This window comes from Patescibacteria group bacterium, from assembly GCA_041650895.1.
GTDB lineage: Bacteria > Patescibacteriota > Patescibacteriia > 2-01-FULL-39-33 > 2-01-FULL-39-33 > CAISTG01.
The window spans coordinates 440,492-461,205 of the sequence record JBAZKF010000001.1 but is presented as its reverse complement, the minus strand read 5'-3'; the positions used below and the strand labels follow the sequence as shown (position 1 = coordinate 461,205).

General features: G+C 44.4%; 19 protein-coding genes and 3 tRNA genes. 9 read left to right on the top strand and 13 right to left on the bottom strand.

The window, feature by feature from the left end; all coding sequences use genetic code 11:
* The first annotated feature begins 5 nt into the window (after nt 1–5).
* Nucleotides 6–965, top strand: coding sequence for a hypothetical protein (locus WC473_02235; protein MFA5124624.1), 960 nt, complete (start codon nt 6–8; stop codon nt 963–965).
* A 179-nt stretch (nt 966–1,144) separates the two neighbouring features.
* Here WC473_02235 and WC473_02230 read toward each other — a convergent pair whose 3' ends face one another.
* From WC473_02230 to WC473_02200, 7 genes are all read right to left on the bottom strand, one after another.
* A complete protein-coding gene (locus WC473_02230) occupies nt 1,145–1,735 on the bottom strand; it encodes a hypothetical protein (GenBank protein MFA5124623.1) in 591 nt (196 codons plus the stop codon).
* 57 nt (nt 1,736–1,792) lie between these two features.
* The gene (locus tag WC473_02225; protein ID MFA5124622.1) at nt 1,793–1,927 is read right to left on the bottom strand and encodes a hypothetical protein; all 135 of its coding nucleotides are present in this window, start codon (nt 1,925–1,927) and stop codon (nt 1,793–1,795) included.
* Between the two features lie 81 nt (nt 1,928–2,008).
* On the bottom strand, nt 2,009–3,013 hold the full coding sequence (nadE, locus tag WC473_02220; GenBank protein ID MFA5124621.1) for an NAD(+) synthase: 1,005 nt from the start codon (nt 3,011–3,013) through the stop codon (nt 2,009–2,011).
* A 156-nt stretch (nt 3,014–3,169) separates the two neighbouring features.
* On the bottom strand, nt 3,170–4,006 hold the full coding sequence (locus WC473_02215; GenBank protein MFA5124620.1) for a vWA domain-containing protein: 837 nt from the start codon (nt 4,004–4,006) through the stop codon (nt 3,170–3,172).
* Between the two features lie 93 nt (nt 4,007–4,099).
* Nucleotides 4,100–5,785, bottom strand: coding sequence for a hypothetical protein (locus WC473_02210; protein MFA5124619.1), 1,686 nt, complete (start codon nt 5,783–5,785; stop codon nt 4,100–4,102).
* A 71-nt stretch (nt 5,786–5,856) separates the two neighbouring features.
* Nucleotides 5,857–7,797, bottom strand: a complete 1,941-nt coding sequence (locus WC473_02205; GenBank protein MFA5124618.1) for a hypothetical protein — start codon at nt 7,795–7,797, stop codon at nt 5,857–5,859.
* Nucleotides 7,794–8,753 carry a protein phosphatase 2C domain-containing protein gene (locus WC473_02200; protein ID MFA5124617.1) on the bottom strand — a complete coding sequence of 320 codons (960 nt, stop codon included), beginning with the start codon at nt 8,751–8,753 and terminating at the stop codon, nt 7,794–7,796. The genes WC473_02205 and WC473_02200 overlap by 4 nt, the downstream gene beginning before the upstream one ends.
* A gap of 586 nt (nt 8,754–9,339) precedes the next feature.
* Between WC473_02200 and WC473_02195 the strand changes: the two genes are divergently transcribed.
* Nucleotides 9,340–10,581 carry a DEAD/DEAH box helicase gene (locus tag WC473_02195; protein ID MFA5124616.1) on the top strand — a complete coding sequence of 414 codons (1,242 nt, stop codon included), beginning with the start codon at nt 9,340–9,342 and terminating at the stop codon, nt 10,579–10,581.
* A 47-nt stretch (nt 10,582–10,628) separates the two neighbouring features.
* Here WC473_02195 and cfa read toward each other — a convergent pair whose 3' ends face one another.
* Together cfa and WC473_02185 are read right to left on the bottom strand one after the other, a co-directional pair.
* Nucleotides 10,629–11,747 (bottom strand): cyclopropane fatty acyl phospholipid synthase, encoded by a 1,119-nt coding sequence (gene cfa / locus WC473_02190; protein ID MFA5124615.1) that lies wholly within the window; start codon nt 11,745–11,747, stop codon nt 10,629–10,631.
* A gap of 10 nt (nt 11,748–11,757) precedes the next feature.
* Complete coding sequence (locus WC473_02185) at nt 11,758–12,807, bottom strand: lipocalin family protein (GenBank protein MFA5124614.1); 1,050 nt, start codon at nt 12,805–12,807, stop codon at nt 11,758–11,760.
* A gap of 270 nt (nt 12,808–13,077) precedes the next feature.
* On the opposite strand from WC473_02185, the gene WC473_02180 reads away from it, so the two are divergent.
* The 7 genes from WC473_02180 (at nt 13,078) to WC473_02150 (ending at nt 16,968) form a co-directional block, all read left to right on the top strand.
* Entirely contained in the window at nt 13,078–13,908 is an 831-nt protein-coding gene (locus WC473_02180; protein MFA5124613.1) for a hypothetical protein, read from the top strand.
* Between the two features lie 160 nt (nt 13,909–14,068).
* A complete protein-coding gene (gene rpmF, locus WC473_02175) occupies nt 14,069–14,281 on the top strand; it encodes a 50S ribosomal protein L32 (protein ID MFA5124612.1) in 213 nt (70 codons plus the stop codon).
* A 35-nt stretch (nt 14,282–14,316) separates the two neighbouring features.
* Nucleotides 14,317–14,805 carry a transcription antitermination factor NusB gene (gene nusB / locus WC473_02170; GenBank protein ID MFA5124611.1) on the top strand — a complete coding sequence of 163 codons (489 nt, stop codon included), beginning with the start codon at nt 14,317–14,319 and terminating at the stop codon, nt 14,803–14,805.
* 103 nt (nt 14,806–14,908) lie between these two features.
* On the top strand, nt 14,909–15,604 hold the full coding sequence (gene rnc / locus WC473_02165) for a ribonuclease III (protein ID MFA5124610.1): 696 nt from the start codon (nt 14,909–14,911) through the stop codon (nt 15,602–15,604).
* Between the two features lie 17 nt (nt 15,605–15,621).
* Nucleotides 15,622–16,644 (top strand): type IV pilus twitching motility protein PilT, encoded by a 1,023-nt coding sequence (locus WC473_02160; GenBank protein ID MFA5124609.1) that lies wholly within the window; start codon nt 15,622–15,624, stop codon nt 16,642–16,644.
* 82 nt (nt 16,645–16,726) lie between these two features.
* Nucleotides 16,727–16,800, top strand: a tRNA-Gly gene (locus WC473_02155).
* A gap of 85 nt (nt 16,801–16,885) precedes the next feature.
* A tRNA-Leu gene (locus WC473_02150) sits at nt 16,886–16,968 on the top strand.
* A 119-nt stretch (nt 16,969–17,087) separates the two neighbouring features.
* Here the strand turns inward: WC473_02150 and deoC are convergent.
* The 4 genes from deoC to WC473_02130 all read right to left on the bottom strand — a co-directional run bounded on the left by deoC (nt 17,088) and on the right by WC473_02130 (nt 20,466).
* Nucleotides 17,088–17,789, bottom strand: a complete 702-nt coding sequence (deoC, locus tag WC473_02145) for a deoxyribose-phosphate aldolase (GenBank protein ID MFA5124608.1) — start codon at nt 17,787–17,789, stop codon at nt 17,088–17,090.
* 144 nt (nt 17,790–17,933) lie between these two features.
* Complete coding sequence (locus WC473_02140) at nt 17,934–18,833, bottom strand: SPFH domain-containing protein (protein ID MFA5124607.1); 900 nt, start codon at nt 18,831–18,833, stop codon at nt 17,934–17,936.
* Nucleotides 18,834–18,977: 144 nt separating this feature from the next.
* Complete coding sequence (locus tag WC473_02135) at nt 18,978–19,484, bottom strand: hypothetical protein (GenBank protein ID MFA5124606.1); 507 nt, start codon at nt 19,482–19,484, stop codon at nt 18,978–18,980.
* Between the two features lie 910 nt (nt 19,485–20,394).
* Nucleotides 20,395–20,466 (bottom strand) — tRNA-Arg (locus WC473_02130).
* Between the last annotated feature and the right edge of the window lie 248 nt (nt 20,467–20,714).

Genomic DNA, 20,714 nt, shown 5'->3' with positions numbered 1-20,714 from the left:
ATTCTATGAAAAAAGAATTACTCATCGGAGGATTAGCTACTGCTTCGGCCGCGATTATTATTGGCGGAATCTACGTTGCCAAATCAAATCCCTTCGGGTTAAACGAATCGGCCGATAGCGCCCAAGAAGATCAACGGAAAATCGAGCAACTGTGGTATGACGAATTAAAAGATACATCCAAGTATTCTTTTTGCTTGGGAGAGATGAAGATAAACAGCGTTCATTCGGATAAGGCTTTTGCCGCTAACGGCATAGTTGATTATTCTTCCAAGGAATTAATACTTTATAATAAAGAGTCAAACAAGTTATTTATCATGTCTCGGCAATTGAAATATAAATATGATGGCATTTTGGGCCAATCATTGGGCGGCATAAAAATTGACGTTCCGGTTAAAGAATACGGATCCTTAACGGAGGTTTATAGCCGCAATGAATTACCGCTAAGAATTGATTATAACGGAAAGTATATTGTCACTGACCCTGATACGGAAAATAAGCAGTGGGTCAGCGTTATTATTGATGAAGAGGCGAGTCCGGGTTTGCCTCATCATGGCTGTTCCGGAGTCTATCAATTGGACAATTCCCCGGGCCATGATTTGTTAGCGGACGGAGATCATATAATTATTGATAGGAAATGTAATGAAACCGCGATGGGAGCTATCTATGACGGTGATTTTTCTTTCAGTTGCAGTATGATTGATTATAAAAACGCTATGGATTTGTTAGAAATTAATAAAGCCGAAATGGCGTTACAAAACCCCGATAAAGAATCATTCAATTCTTCTGATTCGAGTGCTACCTTAGATGACGCTTCTGCTTCCGGGCGTTCTGAAGGTGCTAATGGGCCTGTTGATGGTGAGCTAAATCAGTCAATAGGAAACCAACCGCCAACCAGTGAGGATATTAAGAGGCAGATAGAAGAAATGAAAAGAGAAACACAGGCGGATGCCGGGGCGATACGTTGAGTTTTCAACTAAAATTTGGCTTGATTCTTTCAACCCTTCTGGTCAGTAGCCTTTTTATAATCTAATAGAATTTGTATAACAAATCACGGTTGCGATTATGAAATACCCCGGTTAAGGGGTATTTTTTGTAATTTAAAAGCCGTCACCTCGCGGGTGACGGCATTGTGCTCAGAGAAGAGTCATGACATGCGCATAAATCCATCATTGCTGGATAGCGTGAATAGTTCGCAGAAATAGTCATAATATTCCATAAAATACTGTCTTTTTTCTTCGACAGCTTGGTCCATTGCCATCTCTGGCTGTTGAGGGTACTCCTCGCGTTCTTCAGCGATCTCACCCTCAATAACCTCTCGGACTTCCTGATCATTATTAACCAATTCTTCGATGGTTGATCGGTAGTTTTTGAAATCCCCAGCCAATTTTTTAGAAGTGACTGGACCAATAATTACTCCGTAGGTGCAAAGGTGAATCATGGCATGGAATATCCCGTCCTCTCCGGCATCATCCCAGGCGGTTTGGGAATTGGCCAATGATATTTTATCCAAGATTTTGAACATGATGGTTCGCCAGGTATTGTAATTGCCGAAACACATGTTAAAATCTTTCTCTTCCCCCGTGACTTGATAGACGCCCTCGAGTTGGCCGTCAAGCAGGAATCTATCTTCTTCATATTCAAGCAGAATATGCAATACTTCATTGGGGTGGTGTTTTCCCGGGCCGTCAGTTTCCAGGAATCTTGCTTTAGAATAAGCATAAAAGCTATAACCCATTGCGCGTCTCCTTGTAAGGTTCAGTTAGGTATTTTTCCTTGTTGTTCATGTTGAACATTAAATTGTATCATAGATATGAAAAAAAGTCAACTGGCAATATTTAATCACCTCTTGATTAAAGTTTTTTTGTTTAAAATTGGATAAATAAGTAATAACCAGCGAGATGAGATACTGCCATTGTTTATTTTTCATAATTATAAAACCCGCAAAAATTGCGGGTTGGTTTGGTTAAGGTGCTGTATTGATTAAAGTGCTATACCGAGCTTGATGATCTCAAGGGAAGGGGCAGATCTTGATGACCTCAAGGGGTAGCAGGCCCAGTTGTTTGCGCGAGGGGTAGGTTGGTCCGCGTCGCTTGAACGAATTTCCCACTGCCCTAGCTGCTAAGGAGAGAATCAGTTCGGGGTCGGCTGACTGAATCCGAGGTTGAGGCAAGTTATCCAATTGTTTTTTGTGTCCGTCCAAGTTAAAGCCCTGTTGAATCAAATCAAGCATCATGACGTCCAAAGTCGGGTAGTCCGCTCCGAGTTGGGCGGCATCACCGCCCTTTTTAACACCCAAGCCGTCCGACGGTTCTTCGGCCATGATTTTTTTGGGTACGCCGAGGTATCTGGCGATTGATTCCAGTTCCAGTCCCTTAAGCAGATTCTGGATATAACCGATGTCGCCGACGTCGCCGTGAAGCGTCCAGAAGCCCATCCAGAATTCCGATAGGTTGTCGGTGCCGACCACTACTCCGCTGCCGAACATTTTGGCAATGTGGTAAGCGGCGATCATACGCAGGCGGGCTTTGATATTGCCCCGGGCGACTTGGAGGTTGCCTTTCCAATGAGCCAGCCCGGCTTGGTCATTTTTCTTGCACATAATCGCCTTGATTTCCTGGTCTAATTTATCGCCATAAAAGTTTTCTCCAAATAGCAATTCCATCAGCTCGTCAAAGTCCACACTTAAATCAAGCGGTCCTAACTCCTCGGCTCCGAAGGTTCTGATGGCCAATTGCCCCAGCCGGGTAATTTTTTCCGGAGTATGGCAGGGCAGTGTCACGCCGACTGAAGTCAATGGGTATTTTTCTCGAGTCGCCAATTGGCAGACCCGCTGGTTGATACCCAGGGTGATGGCGCTGTCACGGCCGCCGGAACTCGGAGTAATCAGGTAATGAATGCCGTTTCTTTGGCAATAGGAAAGACCCCACTTGGCGGCCCTATTGACTACCGCACCGCAACTTTCTCTGTCCAACGCGTACATGCTGTTTTGTTTCCCTTCTTGGTTGTTGGTCAAGGTTCATAATCTCAAGCTAATTCTTGAGATTAAAGAATTATCATCAAAAATATTTTAATGGCAAGTCTTTAAAAATTTCGGAGGGGGCTGCCGTTTTGGCAGCCTCCCCCCGATTTGGCTTTGGATAAAACTACTTAAAGTGCTAACGGCCGGATGTTATTGTCCCGGCGTCCAGAAAGCCGATTTCGAATCCGTGCCGATTTTTGCTTGGCTGGCCGAAATAATTGAGCTGGACATCGTGCCCATCATGTGGCGGAAACGCCGCTGAAGATCTTCTTTGGTTTCGCCCGGCTGTTTTTTGAAGTTATGAGCTTCAAAACCGGTGGCTCCAGCAATCTGCTGGCAATCAACCCGTTCGTAAGTTTCAAAAACGGCCAGAGGGAATTTGCAGAGTTCGCGGCTCATAGTTTCAGTCAAGGTTTTCACATCGGCCGGGTCTGCTTGGTGGCAGTTGTCCCCCCCGTCCGTCAAACAGATGACGATAATTTTGGGCGGTGTGCTGTTTTCTTGTAAGACTTGAAGACCGTAGGCGCTAGCCGCAGTGATGCCGTCCAACAGGGCTTGGTACAGATTGGTGGAAGAACCGTTGCTGGGGTTGTATTCGCGTTTGGTCAGCTTGGGCAATTCCTCCAAACGTACGAAGCCGCCGCCGAACAAACTCCTGATGTCCCGACTGAAGGCAATGCCGCCGATGACGATGGCATTGGCGGTTTTTTTGGAAGAACCGCGCAATCCCTCGATCATTACCTCGTTGAAGGTTTCAATCAGCAGGTCGGCAACTTCTTCCATTGAGGGGGAGGCGTCAAGAATAAATTCAATGACTATTACGTCATCGGAGGCAAGCTGGTCAATGGGCGCACCAACGCACATGGGTAGGTTGTTGGCATTCAAGTTGGCGATTATGACGTCCGAAGCATCACTTGTAATGCCGAGGACTTTCGCGTCGTCGCACTGGAACAAACCAGTAATACTGGCTTTTGAAGCTGTACTCATTTGGTGATCTCCTTTTTGTCGGTTGCGATTATGTTTATTGATTATGGGGGTGGCCGAATTTTTCGGCCACCCCCGGTCGGTTAAAAATATTGATTAAGCAGTCAACTTGTCGCAGGTGGTTATGATCACTCCCCTGTCTTCCATATTTTGTAGGAAGTTGTCCGCTTCCAGTCGATTTTGCGGGAAAACCATACTGGTGCAATCACGCAGGAATCTGATCTGGCTAAGCGCCGATTGGTGTTTTTTTCCGAAATATTCCACGACTTGTTGCATACCAGTCTTGACGCAGTAATCTTCCGCTTCGCCGCAGAAAACAGTCCCGCCGTCATGAGCGGCAACTCGATCAAGCAGAACGGTGTGGAGTGTGCCTTGCGGGTGAGTTGGCACTTCCACGCACGGACAAAACGGTCCATAATGTTCGGTTTTCGGTACGGTACCCTTGAAGAGGTATTCGGGTTGAATACCTCTGGCGATTGACAGCCAATGAACGGCTTCGGCAAGCGCCGGCATCAAAGAAGATCCGGGAGTGCCGATCATGCAATGGAACGGCCAGATCATCATCTCTTTAAGTTGCTTAATGTAATCCAGCGACCATTGTTTCTCAACAGCCGGATAGAAGTCGCCTTTTTGTACCGCCTCCTGAGTGAGGAAGGTAAAGGGATCAACCATGGATCGGTCGCGTTTGCGCCACCAAGTCGGGAAAAAGATTTGGAAAGGAATATGTTGATCCTGGGAGAACAGCATGCCGGTGAAATATTCCGGTTCGTTGTAGATTAATTCAACTAAACGCCGAGTGTCATCCACGGCGCCGCTAACCAGCAGTGATCCCGCCTTTTGAATGGCTGTACCGTCCGGATTTTTGATTTCCGGCATAATAAAATCATCTTGTAAATCAATGCCGACTAAGAGCCGTTTGACCGTGGCTTGGGCGGCCGGTTTCAGGTTGGCCATTTTGGCGTCTTCCGTCACCCAATCCAGGCGCGGCTCGTAGCGCTTGCCGACGTCATCGGGATTATAGTAACTGGGGAAGCCGGTACGCGGACCGGGCGAACGTTTCTTAAAAACGAGGCGCGCCGCGGGCGGCAGTTCCGGTTTCAGGTCAATCAGGACCGCGTCTTGTAATTCGCTGATCGGACAGTTTAGCGCCATGTATTCTTTGACGCCGATATTGCCGAGCGAATCGCGCGTACTGCCGTCGCCGGCGAATAATTCGCGCAGGTGAACGGTGAAGTACAGGAATGCTCGGGCATTGACCAGCGTATCGTCCGCCGTTTTGTAGCGTTCAACGGTCATATATTGCTGGTTGGTTGATCCATCATGATCGACTTGCGACATGTCGCAGCCATAGGCCTGTTCAATCTCATTGAATTTGCGGAAATCGAGTTTCTTGAGTTCGGGCAGCCAGCGCCGGATTTTTTGAGCGATTTCCGGATAGGCCTTGCCGACCAAGGTGATCATATTGTCCCAGGTGCAGAGCAGGGCATTGCCACCTTCGTGGAAAACGACCAGCTTGACATGGAAACCGTCTTTGATTTTTCCTACGGCGTAAGGGAAGTCCCAACCGACACGCAGCAAAAGGTCGAAGGCCGGCACGCCGACCATGGCTTTGAGGGCCAGCGGGTCGGTCAATAGAATCAACTTTCGGGTCGGATCGTCGGTGAGCGTTTCAAAGTCCTTGGGGCTTTTGCCGCGAATAATACGGCCCAGTACGCCATTGGCTTCAACGTCGCCCAAATAACCCCGTCGAAAAGCTTCCGCATACTGTTCTACCTGATTCATGATTTTCTGTCTCCTTGTTCTGTTCGGTTTGCGGTTTTACTTTTTACTGGTGCTGGGACTACCAAATCCCATCACTTTTCCGGTCTCAAGGAAATTATTTTGTCGCCAGAAATGGCGATAATGCCGTTGCCGTAACGTAACAACCGTTCTCCGCCGGAGATGTAATTATCAGTTCCCGGTAGGGTGAGCAAATTGTTATCGGCTAAATTTTGCAGTTTAACGCCGTCATCAGTCGCATGCAGTATAGCTTCATCAGTGAACCCTTTGCCATGGATCTCCTCAAATTGTTTTGCTTCCGAAACTTTGATCTTTTTGGATTGCGAAACCTTGCCGTCAAAAATATTTATTTGGTCAAGTCTAACGAAATTGACGCCGTGTTCGCGGGTATGGCGTAGAATTAGTATTGTCTTGCCGCCAAAGCGGACTGAAGCGTCAATAATTGATTCTTGATCATCAAGCTCGGCGATAGAAAGCTGTAAACGTTTAAAGTTTTTACCTTCAGTGTCGCCAACAGCCATAAACCAATGCAAGTCGCCCAAGATTCGTTGGACAACCAGAACAACCTCATGATTGTCAGTCAGTTCGTGGTTATCAGCCACAAAGATTTTTGTTTGTCTGCCAATGGTTTCCATTACTTGACGGTCGGATAGACTTTTCCCGAAGAGTTCTCCGGACATTAAGCTGTTGCCGGACAAGCGGTATAAGCGCCGTCCGGAACTGGCAAAAACGGCCGTACCGCCGCTATAACAATTAGTGGATGACTTGCTGATGCCTTGCGGTCGATTGCCGCTGATGTCAATCAGCAGCAGTTCCGGATTTTCGGCAGACGGATCAACACAGACCGTTAGTACATTATCAAAAAATGCGTAACGGGCGCCGGTCAGAGTTTTGAATAGCTCTTTGCGTTCCAATTGACCGTTAGGCGACTTGCGATAAAAAACCGTCAAGTCGTCTTCATCGGTTAAAACACATAAGTCTTTTCCCGACAGCTGATGCCAGATAATCCGCCCCGGAGTTTCCAGGATGATATCGCAGATACAGCCGGAGATTTTGGCTGTCAGTTTTGCCTTAGCCACCGTCTTAGCCGCGCAACCGGGACAATTGTCTCGGGTAGCCGGGTAGTCAAGGTGGCAATGAGAGCATTCAATCAATAGGCCGGCGTATTTTTCCAATTCCGCCAGTGGAAAGGGATCGTCGCATTGCCGTTTTAAATATCTTTGGATAATCTCGGACAATTCGTCAGTCAGGACTTCCCGGGGTTTGGCTTTTTTGGGGTAACGAACGGCCGGGTCCAAAACGGTCAGGCCGTGCGTAGCTCGATCAAACAAGGAAAGGAATTGTTTATGGACACCGCCACCGAAGGGGTGAGTCATCATTAGGATTCTGAATAGCAAGGTCGAGAAAGAATAATAGTCATGCTTCGGTTTAAAATAAGCTTGGCGTGATAAGTCTTTTCCGTAAAGGTCGGGACTAAGATAATCTTCCGTTCCGACAACGCAAGGGAACTTGTCGCTCAAATGCCAGGAGTCGACATCAATCCAATAGACCTCGCCGGTTCTCGGATCAATAATGATTTCATTCTGGTCGTTAAGGTCGCCGACGCAGATTCCGGGATACCGATGTATGGCCAGCAAGCCCTTAAGCAGGCTGATGCAGATATTTATTTTGATTTTCGTGCTGATAGCATTCTGATTGCAAAAATCGGCGCGCATCAGTAGAGCCAAAGGAATGAAATTTCCCGGCAATCGTCGCATCATGAAACCGACAACTGTTCGGCCGTTAGCGGCAAAAAGCGGTTCTTCCGGAACGATTATATTAGCGGGAAGTTGCAAATTTTGCTGAAAAAAAGATTCCAGTTTATGTGAACGGCTAAGCGTCGGATCATGATAGACTTTGAAGGCCTTGTCCGGTTGCGTCGGATGAGCGAAAACAATCGCTTCTCCGCCGGAACCTATGACATCATCCTGCTCTAAATCAATTGGTGTTTTATTTTTTCCTAATAAATATCTCATGATATTTCTCCTACTCCTTCAGCAGCCTCTATTGTTTCGGCGATGACGCCGGTTACCGGTTCATTCGGGATAAGTTCGACGGCGATAACCGTACAGTCATCGCCAAAGGATTCACTGCCGCGTGCTATGTTCTTCAATTTACGTTGCAAACCCAAGGGGTTGTTGTGCCCCCACAGATACGGAACGGCGGCATCGGTGACGCCATCCGAACAAATAGCGAATTTTTTTATGTCGTCCAAATAAATAAACGTAGTTTCAAATGATGTCGGCAATTCGCCGCCTTGCAGGTTTATGAATTGGCGATCAATCAAAGAGTAGGCTGGATAGGAGGGACGATTGTCTTGATCGATGCGGGTGATTGCATCATCAACAATGATGGTGCCGTCACCGGCTGAGAAAATGACCACTATTTCATCATCCATAATGAATCCCAGAATCGTACAAAGCAGATGGTCCTTAATAAACTGGATTGATTGTCGAGGATCACCAATAATTGTCAATGAAGCGATGGAACGCAGATAGCCGACGCAACGATTGAATAATGCATCAGGGATATCGCCGATGGACGAACCTGCCATTAGCATCATTGGAATCTCGCTGCAGAGATAGGCCGAAACTAATTTTGCTCCGACTTCGTTGTTTTCTCCTCCGCTGCAACCATCGCAAACGATACCGAAATGATAAAGCTTGCCGGCAATTTTCGTTGATCCGGTCCGCAACCCGTCTTGATTGTTTCTCCAGAGACGGGTATGCTCCCGACCAATAACGGAGCCTTGGAATATTTTAAAGGTTCTGGCCTCGCTCATTTCATTTTTTCTCCTTATGTTGTTAGTAGCAGTTACGGTTTCTGAGATAATTGTTCCTTGAGTTGTCAGCGGTAAACTATTCTTCCTTTGAGTTGTCAGCTTCTCAGTTATATATTTTATATACTTCCAAAACCAAATTGTAAGGTTCATGAACTTTCCTCTCTGAATTTGCAATATTTTCGGAAAGTTGAGACTTTTTGCCTCGGTAATAAAAATTAACTCTTGCCATAGTCAGCCAAAGTGGTTGATTACTTTTTATTACTGAGAAAAAAAGTCGGATACTTGCTAATTTAGCAAGCGGTAATTAGGTGAATTGTCGTAATTTCAGTTGAACTGGGGAATAGAAAACATTATCAAAATAATAGTAATTTGTCAAACATTTTTAATATTATTTTAGTACTGTACCGCTAAATTGTTTAAATTTAAACAAAAATAAGCGTTATTATAGGTAGTTGCAAAGTCAAGATTTAGAGATATTTTGTCCAAATTTACTACTTTTATGTTTGTTTAGTTGACAATATATTTTTTTTGTGATATACTTATGACTTAAAGTATATCGAGACGGCTAACGTCTTGCCTCATCTAATTCCATTTTAGAAGATGCCAATCTGGCATTTTCTAACTCTAGGGCTTAATTATTAGCTTTGATGGAAATTTATGAATACCTGCCTATCGGCGGGAGGGCTTGCCTAGGGGCGAGTTTATCTGCTTTAAAGCTAAAAATTAAACCTAAGTTATGTCTACAAGAAGTTTCGGCCGAAGCTCCCGCTTTGGCAAACCCTCAAGTCACAAGCGCCGAGCGCCTAGTGGCTCAAGTTCCCGATCTGCCGGTGGCAGATCCGTTTCCGGTCGCAGTAACAGTCGTTTCCGTGACCAGAATATCAATCCCGCTCTGTTCGTCTCAAGGGCTGAACCGATCGTTAAGGCTAAGCCGTATCAATCAAAAAATGCTTTTGCCGATTTCGCTATTGATGAAAATTTAAAAAATAATATTAAGGCGAAGGGGTATATTACACCGACACCTATTCAGGATGAAGCGATTCCTGCTGTTTTGGAAGGTTTAGACGTGGTTGGCGTTGCTAATACCGGTACCGGAAAAACCGCTGCTTTTCTTTTGCCCTTGCTTCACAAAGTTATTGTAAATCCCAAAGAAAATATTTTGATTATCGTGCCAACTCGCGAATTGGCTGGCCAGATTAACCAGGAGTTGATTGATTTTCGTGCCCGGCTAAGAATTTTTTCCGTTTGCTGTGTCGGCGGAACCTCTATCGGTCGCCAGATTTCCGATTTGCATCGCCAGCATAATTTTATTATCGGTACGCCAGGCAGGTTAAAGGATTTGATTGAACGCGGCTTGATCAAGCCGGCCAGATTCGCTACGATTGTTTTGGATGAAGCGGATCGCATGTTGGATATGGGCTTCGTTAATGACATGAGATTCATTATGGGCCTTATGCCTCAGGAAAGACAGACTTTGTTTTTCTCCGCTACGGTTAATAGGGAGATTGATAAGTTAATCGGCGAGTTTTTGACCAATCCCGTGACTATTTCAGTCAAGACCGGCAATACTTCCAAAAATATTGAGCAAGATGTTATCAGGGTCAGGCATGATGGAGAAAAACTGTCGGTGCTGCAAGAAATATTAGCCAAGCCGGAGTTTTCCAAGGTATTGATTTTCGGCCGTACCAAATTCGGCGTCGAGAAATTATCCATTGCTTTGACCCACAGCGGTTTTAAGGCCGATGCCATTCACGGTAACAAGAATCAGAACAAGCGCCAATTAGCTTTGAAATTATTCAAGGAGAATAGAACTCAGATCCTGGTGGCCACTGATGTGGCGGCTCGAGGCCTGGATATCCCCAATGTCAGCCACGTCATTAATTATGATATTCCGGCGACTTATGAGGATTATGTCCATCGCATCGGCCGTACCGGACGTGCCGATCAAATGGGCAAGGCTTTGACATTCATTAGCTAAAATAAAAAACATCCCGATTTTAATCGGGATGTTTTTTTGATGATAATTTATCTGATTGATTGGTAACCGTTTTTGACGCCTTTCGGGGACAAGGCGATTTGCCATAATTGAATCGCTCGGGCGCGGAAGACTCCGGCGCAACATAAGAGGTAATAGCGCCACATACGGTAGAATCTTTCATCGTAATTGTTCTTTAATTCCGACCAAGCGTTTTCAAAGTTGGCGTGCCAGGCCATCAGGGTTTTGTCGTAATAAGCGCCGAAGTTATGGACATCCTCTATTACGAATAGCCCCTCAACGGCGGTGGTCAACTGTTTAAGTGATGGCAGGGAACCGTTGGGGAATATATATTTTTCAATCCAAGGGTCGGTATTGCTGCTGGATTTCAGGCTGCCGATGGTGTGCAACAGGAATAAGCCGTCATTTTTTAGACAGCGTTTGGCCACCTCCATATAGGTGCGGTAGTTTTTGGCTCCAACATGTTCAATCATGCCGATAGAAATCAAATGATCGAACTTTTCGTTCACCTTCCGATAATCTTGCAATCGAAATTCCACATCCAATCCGACACATAATTCCTCAGCTAATTTTTTTTGTTCTTTGGAAACGGTAATGCCTACGACTTTAGCGCCGTAGTTTTTGGCGGCATGGCGGGCAAAACTGCCCCAGCCGCAACCAATGTCTAAAACGCGTTGCCCGGGTTGGAGATTGATTTTCCGGCAGATTAGGTCAAGTTTGGCTTCCTCGGCCTGGTCTAAGCTATCCGTATCTTTGAAATAGCCGCAGCTGTAAGTCATGCTTGTCCCAAGCATAGCCACAAACAGATCATTGCCTGTGTCGTAATGTTTTTCGCCGATTTGGAAAGCGCGACTGACTGCTTGAAGGTTAATTAACTTGGCCTTAAGGAAGCTCAAAATGACAGGCAAAGACAAATTGAGGCGGCTGTAAATGTCACTGGAGAGCAGGCGATAAAAAAACTCGTCTAACTTATCGCATTCCCACCAGCCATCCATGTAGGATTCTCCCAAGCCCAGCGATCCTTGCGCTTTAACGCGATCATAGAGTTTGGGGTTTTTAATTTGTGGATCCCAGGGGTTGGGACCGTCTAAAACAATACCGGTGGGCTCAAGCAAGCGATTGGCCCAGGTTTTGGTGTTTTCAGACATAGATTTATAGTTAGTGTTTGAAAATTTTCTTTATTTCTCCCTGTAGTTGCCGTTTAATTTTATTTTGATAATAATTAATGCGGCTAAGTCGTCCGGGATAGCCGACTAACTCCATAAAACCCTGACCCGAGACTTTTTTGCCTTGCCAATCGCCTTTAACCGAAAGCCCGCCTTCCCAATAGTTAATGGAACCGAAAATCATCTCTGATTGTTCCATTAATGGCGCTGTCCGCAGATTGATTTTTTCTGACGGGATTTTTATCTGCCAAGCCAGAGGATAGGCCGCTCCCGTGTCCGGACTGCGCCAGTCGCCGGAGAGCGATGTAATTTCTACGCCTCGGCAGTGCTTTTGGCTGCCATCGGGTAGGATAATCGAAGCCAGACCAATGGTTTGTCGACGATAGTTGAAATTAAAGCATAGCAGTTCGTGGCGATTGTCCAATTGCAAGGAAAACCAATCCCAGCGGGGTTTAGTGTAAGTGGCGTCAGCCCATTGGTGGTCCATCCAGGATCGTCCTCTGACTTCAATGCTTTTACCGTCAAGGAAAATCTTACCTCGAGTTTCTAAATCAGTCAAAGAATAATAATAAGTGGCAGTATTGGCTAAGGTGAGATAACCTTTGCCACCGACCAACAGCGGCGGTTTACGACTGGTTAAAGTCAGGTCAAACAAGTCGGTTTTTAAATGCCAACTGTTAGCCGAGGTTTTTTCCATTAAGTTTTGTCTTTGCTTGGTAATATTGGGCGGGCTGTAACGAGCGTAGAAGTTTTTTTTCTTGAAGCTGTCAGGGGCCAAGAAGACCAACGGTTCAATGGCACTATAAAATTTTTTTTTCGCCAAGTCGGTCAACAGGTGATGGGAAAAGTACAGATCGTCGAAAGGCAGGCGTGGCAGAAAAGGAATTTTAACTCGGCGAGGATTAGCCTTAAACAGGCAATCCATGAAGGGATAGCGTCGGCCGGCCTTGTCTTGCAATTGACCGTTGAAATACCACCACTCAATAATATTATCGTGAGGCAGTTCGTCTTGGGGTAATTTGATTGGTTTATGGCCCAGCATGTCCGGTCTTGGTTAAATGTTAGCAACTAAAGGAATTTTAACACAAATCGAAGTTTTTTGGCTATACTTTTATCGTAGCCGTGTGGTCGGCTTTAATAGCCTAAATATTTATAATGGGGTTATTAGATTTTATACCACTCAAAGAAGTTAAATTTTACACCGCTTGAGGCGCAAGATTTCGGTTATTGACAAACAGGATTCATTTTACTATAATGGTATGAATCATATTGAACTTTTAAATTGAAACAAAAACAATGTGGAGGGTTTGCTATGCGTATTGGCATCAAGATTGGTTCGTCGCTTTTGGCGGATTATAATGACGGCTTGAGTTCGGAAAGAATTTTGAATATTTGTCAGCAGATAGCGGCATTAATTAGAAATAGACATCAGGTGTTTCTGGTGACTTCCGGTGCAGTTATCAGTGACCCCCAAAAAAGTCGCCCCAAAAATTTGCGGGCGGCAATCGGTATGGGTCGGCTGATTGGTCGCTATATTGAGTATTTTGATGTCTTTGGCATTGAGGCCGCGCAAATGCTTTTTACCGACAACGACTTGCATCAGCGTTGTCGCGGCAGTTTGATCGGCTTATTGGAGAAAGCCATGGAAAATATGGTTGTGCCGATAATCAATGCCAATGATACGGTGGACTGGACAGAATTGAAACAGCTGGAGATTTGCGCCGATAATGATATTTTATTTATGAATTTGTGCCTGGCGCTTAAACCGCAAATGGCAATTATCGGTTTTGATCAGGATGGCGTTCTGGACGATGAATCATGTCGCATGCCAGTTATAAACGAAGGCAATTTTTTGCAACTGGCTGAGACGGCCCAAGGAGGCAGTTTTACCGGCCACGGCTCCAACGGTATGCTGACTAAGATGCAAATAGCCCGGGTAATAGCGGCCAGCGATATTAAAACTTTGATTGTCTCAGGATTGGCCAATGCTTTTATTATTGAAGGCGTAAATGAATTATCCCGGCTTACCGGCAATTTCGGTACCCGCTTTGTTTTTAATCAGTTGGAATTCAATTTCGACCAGGAGCCGTTTAAAGTCAAGAATCTGGAAGAGTTGCGGCTGGAACATGGTGTTTTTTCTTAAGCACTTTTAACCACCTATTGGCGTAGGTGGTTTTTATATTTGCTTTTTTTCTGTTACAATGTTATTGTAAAAGTAAGAAAACTAACAAATAACTTTTGGATTCCCGACCCAGTCTGTCTATGATGATAAGTGGGTTTGGAATAACACCTAAATCAAATTTATGGGTTTACCTAGCAAACGAAGGACAAAAACATCCAAGAAGGAGCGGGCATCGCATTTTGCGCTCAAGCCCAAAGCCTTAACCAAATGCAGCCAGTGTGGCAAACCGGTGATGCCTCATCATGCCTGTGGCTCTTGCGGTAATTATAAGGGACGGACAGCAATTAAGATTAAGGTCAAATCATCCGCCACCAAAGCCAAAAAGAAAAAGTAATTTTATTTTAAAGCACTTTTAAGCACTTTAATCGTATGTCTAATCGCCATTTATCGCGCACCATCGCGGTCCAAACTCTTTATCAGTGGGATTTCAACGATCGCCAGGATAATCCGCTAGAAATTTTAGAACAAAACAAAGAGGCTTTTGCCCCGGATTTTTCTGATGGGGGATTTATGAAACAATTAGTACAGGGCGTAATGGATCATGTTGGAGAGATTGATGTTTTAATCACTAAGTTCGCTCCGGAGTGGCCATTAGATCAGATTACTATCGTGGATCGTAATGTTTTGCGTTTAGGCACTTATGAATTGCGTTATGATGAAAATGTTCCGGCCAAAGTGGCGATTAATGAGTCTATAGAATTGGCTAAAGCGTTCGGTGGCGAGTCCTCCGGAAAGTTTGTTAATGGCGTCCTGGGCGCTGTTTACAAAGATATGGGCGAAAAAGAAATTGATAAGCGCTCGGCAGAAAAGAGAGCTAAAGAAAAGGAACAGGCTGCCAGCATTGCGCCGCAACAATAATTATTAATAGCAAATATCGGCTATTAGATATTGAATATTCTTGTTTCAATAATCGCAGTAATATTCACTATTCAATATTTGGTATCTGTCTTTAGAAGGTGACATGTCCGAAATAACTAAACTGGAAAAAATTCTGGGTGTGAAATTCAAAGACCATGATTTGTTGATTTCCGCCTTGGTTCACCGCTCTTATATTAATGAGCATCCCGACTTCAAGCTTGATCATAATGAGCGTTTGGAGTTTTTAGGCGATGCGGTTTTAGAGTTGGCGGTGACCGAGTATCTGTATGAAAATTTTTCTAATCCCGAGGGCGAGCTGACTAATTGGCGCGCCTCACTGGTCAATGGCGATTCATTGGCCGAAGTGGCGGCGGAGTTGGGTTTGGAGGAATATTTACTGATGTCAAAGGGCGAGAGCAGGGATAAGAATTCCAAGGCGCGCCAGTATATTTTGGCCAATGCTATGGAGGCGGTCATCGGCGCAATTTATTTAGAACATGGCTTTAAGGTGGCTAGCAAATTTGTCGTTAAGAATATTGTTTCCAAATTGAAAGATATTTTGGAGAAGAAACTTTATATTGATCCTAAAAGCCACTTTCAGGAGAAAGCACAAGAAAAGCTGGGCGTTACCCCGTCTTATAAGGTTATTTCTTCCTTCGGTCCTGATCACGCCAAGATTTTTAGGGTCGGCGTTTACTTGGAGAAAGATTTGGTCGCTTCCGGCGAGGGATCCAGTAAACAGGAAGCGCAGATTGCCGCGGCCAAAGCGGCCTTGGTTATCAAAAAATGGGAAAAGTAAATATATAACATATCTTTATGACTTTAGAGAGCGTGTTTAAGCAAGTTGTTGAGGCTAATGCTTCAGATTTGCATTTGGTCGCAGGATTACCGCCTTATTTGCGCATAGACGGCGAGCTAAAGCCTCTGGATGGCAAACCGCTTAGCGCTAAAGAAATCGAAACCATGGTCAGTAACATGGTGGAAGAAAGCCGTTTCAAAAAGTTTTTGATTGAAAAAAATCTTGATTTTGCTTATGACGACGGCGACGGTTTCCGTTTTAGAGTCAATCTGCAGTTTGAGAAGGATACTATTTCCTTATCTGCCAGAACCATTCCGAATGTTATTCCCAGTATGGAAGATATCAGTATGCCTAAGGTGGTTTATGATTTGTGCAATTTGGACAGGGGATTGATTTTGGTTACCGGTCCGACCGGTTGCGGCAAGTCCACCTCGCTTGCTTCAATGGTTGAATATATCAACAAAAATCGTAACGAGAATATTATCACTTTGGAAGATCCGATGGAATTTATTTTCCAGCACGATAAGAGCATTATTCGCCAGCGACAGTTGGGCACTGATATGTTGTCATTTCAGGACGGCTTAGTGCATGTTTTACGCCAGGACCCCAATGTGGTCATGGTGGGAGAAATGCGCAATTTGGAAACCATCGCCACCACCATTACCTTGGCGGAAACCGGCCATTTGGTTTTTGCCACTTTGCACACCTATAACGCCGCTCAGACCATTGATCGCATTATTGATATTTTTCCGCCCCATCAGCAGAATCAGGTCCGCATGCAGATCTCCATTACTTTGAAAGGCATTATTTCCCAGCGGTTGATCCCGGCGTCCGGCGGCGGGCGCGTAGCGGCGAGAGAGATCCTGATTAATACGCCGGCAGTCAGCAATTTGATTCGTGAGAATAAAATTTCCCAATTAAAGACGGTTATCCAGACTAGCGCCAAGGAAGGCATGGTAACCATGGACAACTCGCTTAACAGCCTTTATAAGCAGGGGGTAATCACTAAAGAAGTGATGGAAAGCAACCTGTATTTATAGGCTGTAAAAGAGTTCTTGACTTAGGCGGTATTTTTTGCTAAAATACTGATGTTCGTTTTAGTCGTATTCGGTTGGTATTTGTGCGGCGGTAGTTCAGTTGGCTAGAACGCTTCCTTGCCAAGGAAGAGGTCGAGGGTTCGAATCCCTTTCGCCGCTTAGATGAAAGAAATTAGAAATTGAGAAATTAGAAATTAAGGACCGATACTGTTTATTTCTTTTTTCTTAATTTCTTTTTTTGTCAGCCCAAGTGGTGAAATGGTATACACGACAGACTTAAAATCTGTTGGTCGCAAGGCCGTGTGAGTTCGAGTCTCACCTTGGGCACAAGTTTTAAAAGAGGCATAAATGCCTCTTTTAAAATTACATAAATACGGGAACAAAAATTTTAAACAATTTTAAAAAAAATAAAAAACGACTTGCAGACGCAAGTCGTTTTTAAAGTTCTATTCTTTAGCTTCTAGCCGGCCATTGAATCGGCTAGCCAGCGTTTCCAATTCCTCCATTGCAATTTTGACTCCGCTGGAGGTGCCGATACGACTGGCGCCAGCCTCAATCATGGCGAGCGCCGTAGCATAATCCTTGATTCCGCCAGAGGCCTTTACTTCCACTCTCTGGCCGACTGCAGCCTTCATTAATCTGACATCTTCCACCGTAGCTTGGCCGCCGCTAAAGCCGGTGCAGGTTTTGACAAAGTCAGCTCCAGCGTAAGCCGCCAACTTGCAAGCTTTCACTTTTTGTTCGTCAGTCAGCAAGCCGGCTTCAATTATAACTTTAAGTAAAACGTCATTGGAATGAGCAGTGGCGGCGATAACCTCTATTTCTTCAATAATAAGATCAAATTCTTCACTTAATAAAAATCCAACGTTCATTACCATATCTAATTCATTAGCTCCCTTAGCAATGGCGACTTTGGCCTCAGCTGATTTAATTTCAGAATCGTTGGCGCCCAAGGGAAATCCGACTACCGAGCAAACTTTAACGTTAGTGTTGTGCAGGGCTAGCAAGCATTGATAGACATGGCAAGGATTGACGCAAACAGAATAAAATCCATGGTTTATGGCTTCCTGGCAAAGTTGCTTGATCTGTTTGATGGTGGCATTGGGCTTAAGTAAGGTGTGGTCAATGTAATGAGCGATATTTATCATGGCTAATCCTCTCTGGTTGAGTTTTTGCAGTTCATTAAATCAATAAGTTTTAAGCCTCAGTCAGCTTATCATAAATGATTTTTTTGTCAATAAAACAGCCCGCTTTAATGGCGGGCTGTTTTATTGGTTGGAACACTATTAAGTTTATTGCTTGGCTCCATCAGCTTGCAACAGGGCATCGCGGATTTGAGCTGTCAAGTCGGCGACCGCTCCCGGAGAATGGGGTATAAACACGGCGCTGGCTTTGGAAGAAGCGCCGATGTCTTTGAGAGTGTCAAAATATTGGGTAACCATAACCAAGTTCATAACGTCATGAGCGGTTGAACCCTTGATTGATTTTTGAAAGTCGTCAACTGATTCTTTAAGGCCGTTAATGATAGCACGACGCTGATTGGCGATGCCTTCACCTTGCAGTTTTTTGCTTTCCGATTCGGCTTCCGCTTTTTTTACCATTAAAATTTTTTCTGCTTCGCCTTTTTCTTGGGCGGCAACGCGCAGGCGCTGAGCGGCGTTAATTTCGTTCATGGCCGCTTTGACCTGGGCGTCCGGCTCAATATCGGTAACCAAAGATTTAATGATTTGGTAACCGAAGTCGGACATGGCTTGCGATAACTCGGTGTTAACGGCATTGGCGATCTCGTCTTTATTTTCAAAAACATTGTCTAATTTCAGTTTTGGAACCTGAGCGCGAACAATATCAAAGACGTAAGAAGATATTTGTTCTTTGGGGTTTATTAATTTATAAAAAGCGTCATACAGTTTTTCCAGCAAGACCTGATATTGGACGGAAACAGTGACGTGGACAAAAACATTGTCTTCAGTTTTGGTCTCGATTTTAACGTCCAGCTGATTGATACGCAGGCCGATGTGTCCGGCGATGTGGTCAATCAGGGGGATGCGGAAGTTAAGTCCGGAAGAGGACATTTTTTTGAACTTGCCGAATCTTTGGATGACGGCCACGCTCTGCTGTTGGACAGTGAATACTGAAGCCAGAGCCAGGACGATCAAGACAAAAATGACAAGAATAATCCAAAAAGTAGCCATAATTTTGTTTTAATTTTTAATGAGTTAATAGTAACCTATTGAAGTGAATTTTTCAAGGGCAGGGTTTTTAAAAGTTAGTCGGTTTGGCAGTAAATTATAAAAAATTAGGCCATCCACCCGTTATACGGATAAATGGCCATATTGTTATGTTGGCTGGTTGGCAACCGATAAGAGCAGTTTCTTAATTTGCTCCCCATAATTGAGAAGAAGATGCTCGAATCCTTTCTCACCATAGTCGAGAATTTTTAAACAAACACCGTCGTAAGAAAAATTCTCCGTACGGTCAAAAGTGTGTGAACACGGTAACAGTGCTTTTAGATACTCACGATCACCCGTTTTGTAAACCTTGTTGGTTAATTCATCGCCACCAAAAGTGAAATTGCCTACCCCGCTTTCCCGACGATAGACATTAATAAAAACAAGAGGGAGATAAAGGCGGGCGAGCAATTTGTGCCTTGTGTGAAAATAACAAGTTGCTTCATTGATGTTTTCTATAATTCCACCGAGAACTATAATTTTAAACACCCACCACCTTAAGTCTCTAATATCTTTAAGAATGAGGGCGAAGAACTGAATAAGTTTTACTCTTGGTATTTTTATAACAACGGGCCCGATTATGCAGACATACCTATGAACACCGATGTGCCACATCTTTATCGTCTCCTTTTTGTTTGGTTTGAAATGTGCGTTTCGAATTAAGGCTGCTTAAACTTGATAGTTAATCATACTCTTGTCTTTGAAAAAAGTCAACTACAACAAAAAACAGAAATCATTATGATTTCTGCAGTTGAATAAACATAAAAATTTTCTTTTACCAAAATGCGGTTCGACCCGATATTTTTTTCGACTTTTTTTCGACAAATTATTTTAGCTCTTTGAAAATTGAATGAAATTAAAAAGTCGCCCTGGCGGATGTCGAGCGACTGAAGGTACAGAATTTGATTAGTCATCAAACAGATACCAACCAAATAAACCAAGCACAATAACAGCTACGATTATTCCAAAAAGTGCGAATAATCCACCAGGTAGTTTACCATAATCCAAGAGTAACGAAAAAACCATGACGGCCGTTGCACTCAGACATAGAAATTACACCAATGACCTTGCGAACGATCCTTAATATGATCCTTAACATCGCTTTTCTCCTTTCTATTTTGTTACGATTAGTAGGGTGGCCAAGAAATGACCCCAGTCCCAAGAAGTGCCGCAACATAGAGCACTCCCGTAAAAAATAGAGCAGGCAAGACACGTTGCTGCCATGTCGTTTCCATTGTCATGCGGAAACCGTGTCCCGAGACAATAATGAAGAGAACCCAGACGACAAGAAAAGAAACTAAGTGAACACAAAAGATGGTCATTATTCTATCCTCCTTTCTTTTTTGGAGTTTTGTGACTGCCTATGTCATGCTTAACTTACAAAGAACATCCCTCGCATTGGGAATACTGTATTATAGCAAAGCCTAGTCAAATTGTCAACCTCCGATTATATAGCATCTAAAATAGATTAAACTATAACAAAAAAAAACAGAAATCGTTATGATTTCTGTTTTTTTGTTTATTATGCACCCAGAGGGATTCGAACCCCCAATAACTGGTCCGAAGCCAGTCGTGATATCCATTTCACCATGGGTGCTTAAGTTTTGATTTATATACTGTCATTGGCGGTTCTTTCCGCCTCATTGTTTCGTCGGAAAACGAAACAATTCGTTGTCCAGGGATAGCGCCGACGCGCCACCGGCGCCTCGGCGGCATTCACTCGCTCGTTATGTCTTCCGACATAACTCGCGGTTCATTGCTATCCTGTCGCTTCGCGACCCCCAATAACTGGTCCGAAGCCAGTCGTGATATCCATTTCACCATGGGTGCTGATGCATTGCTTAC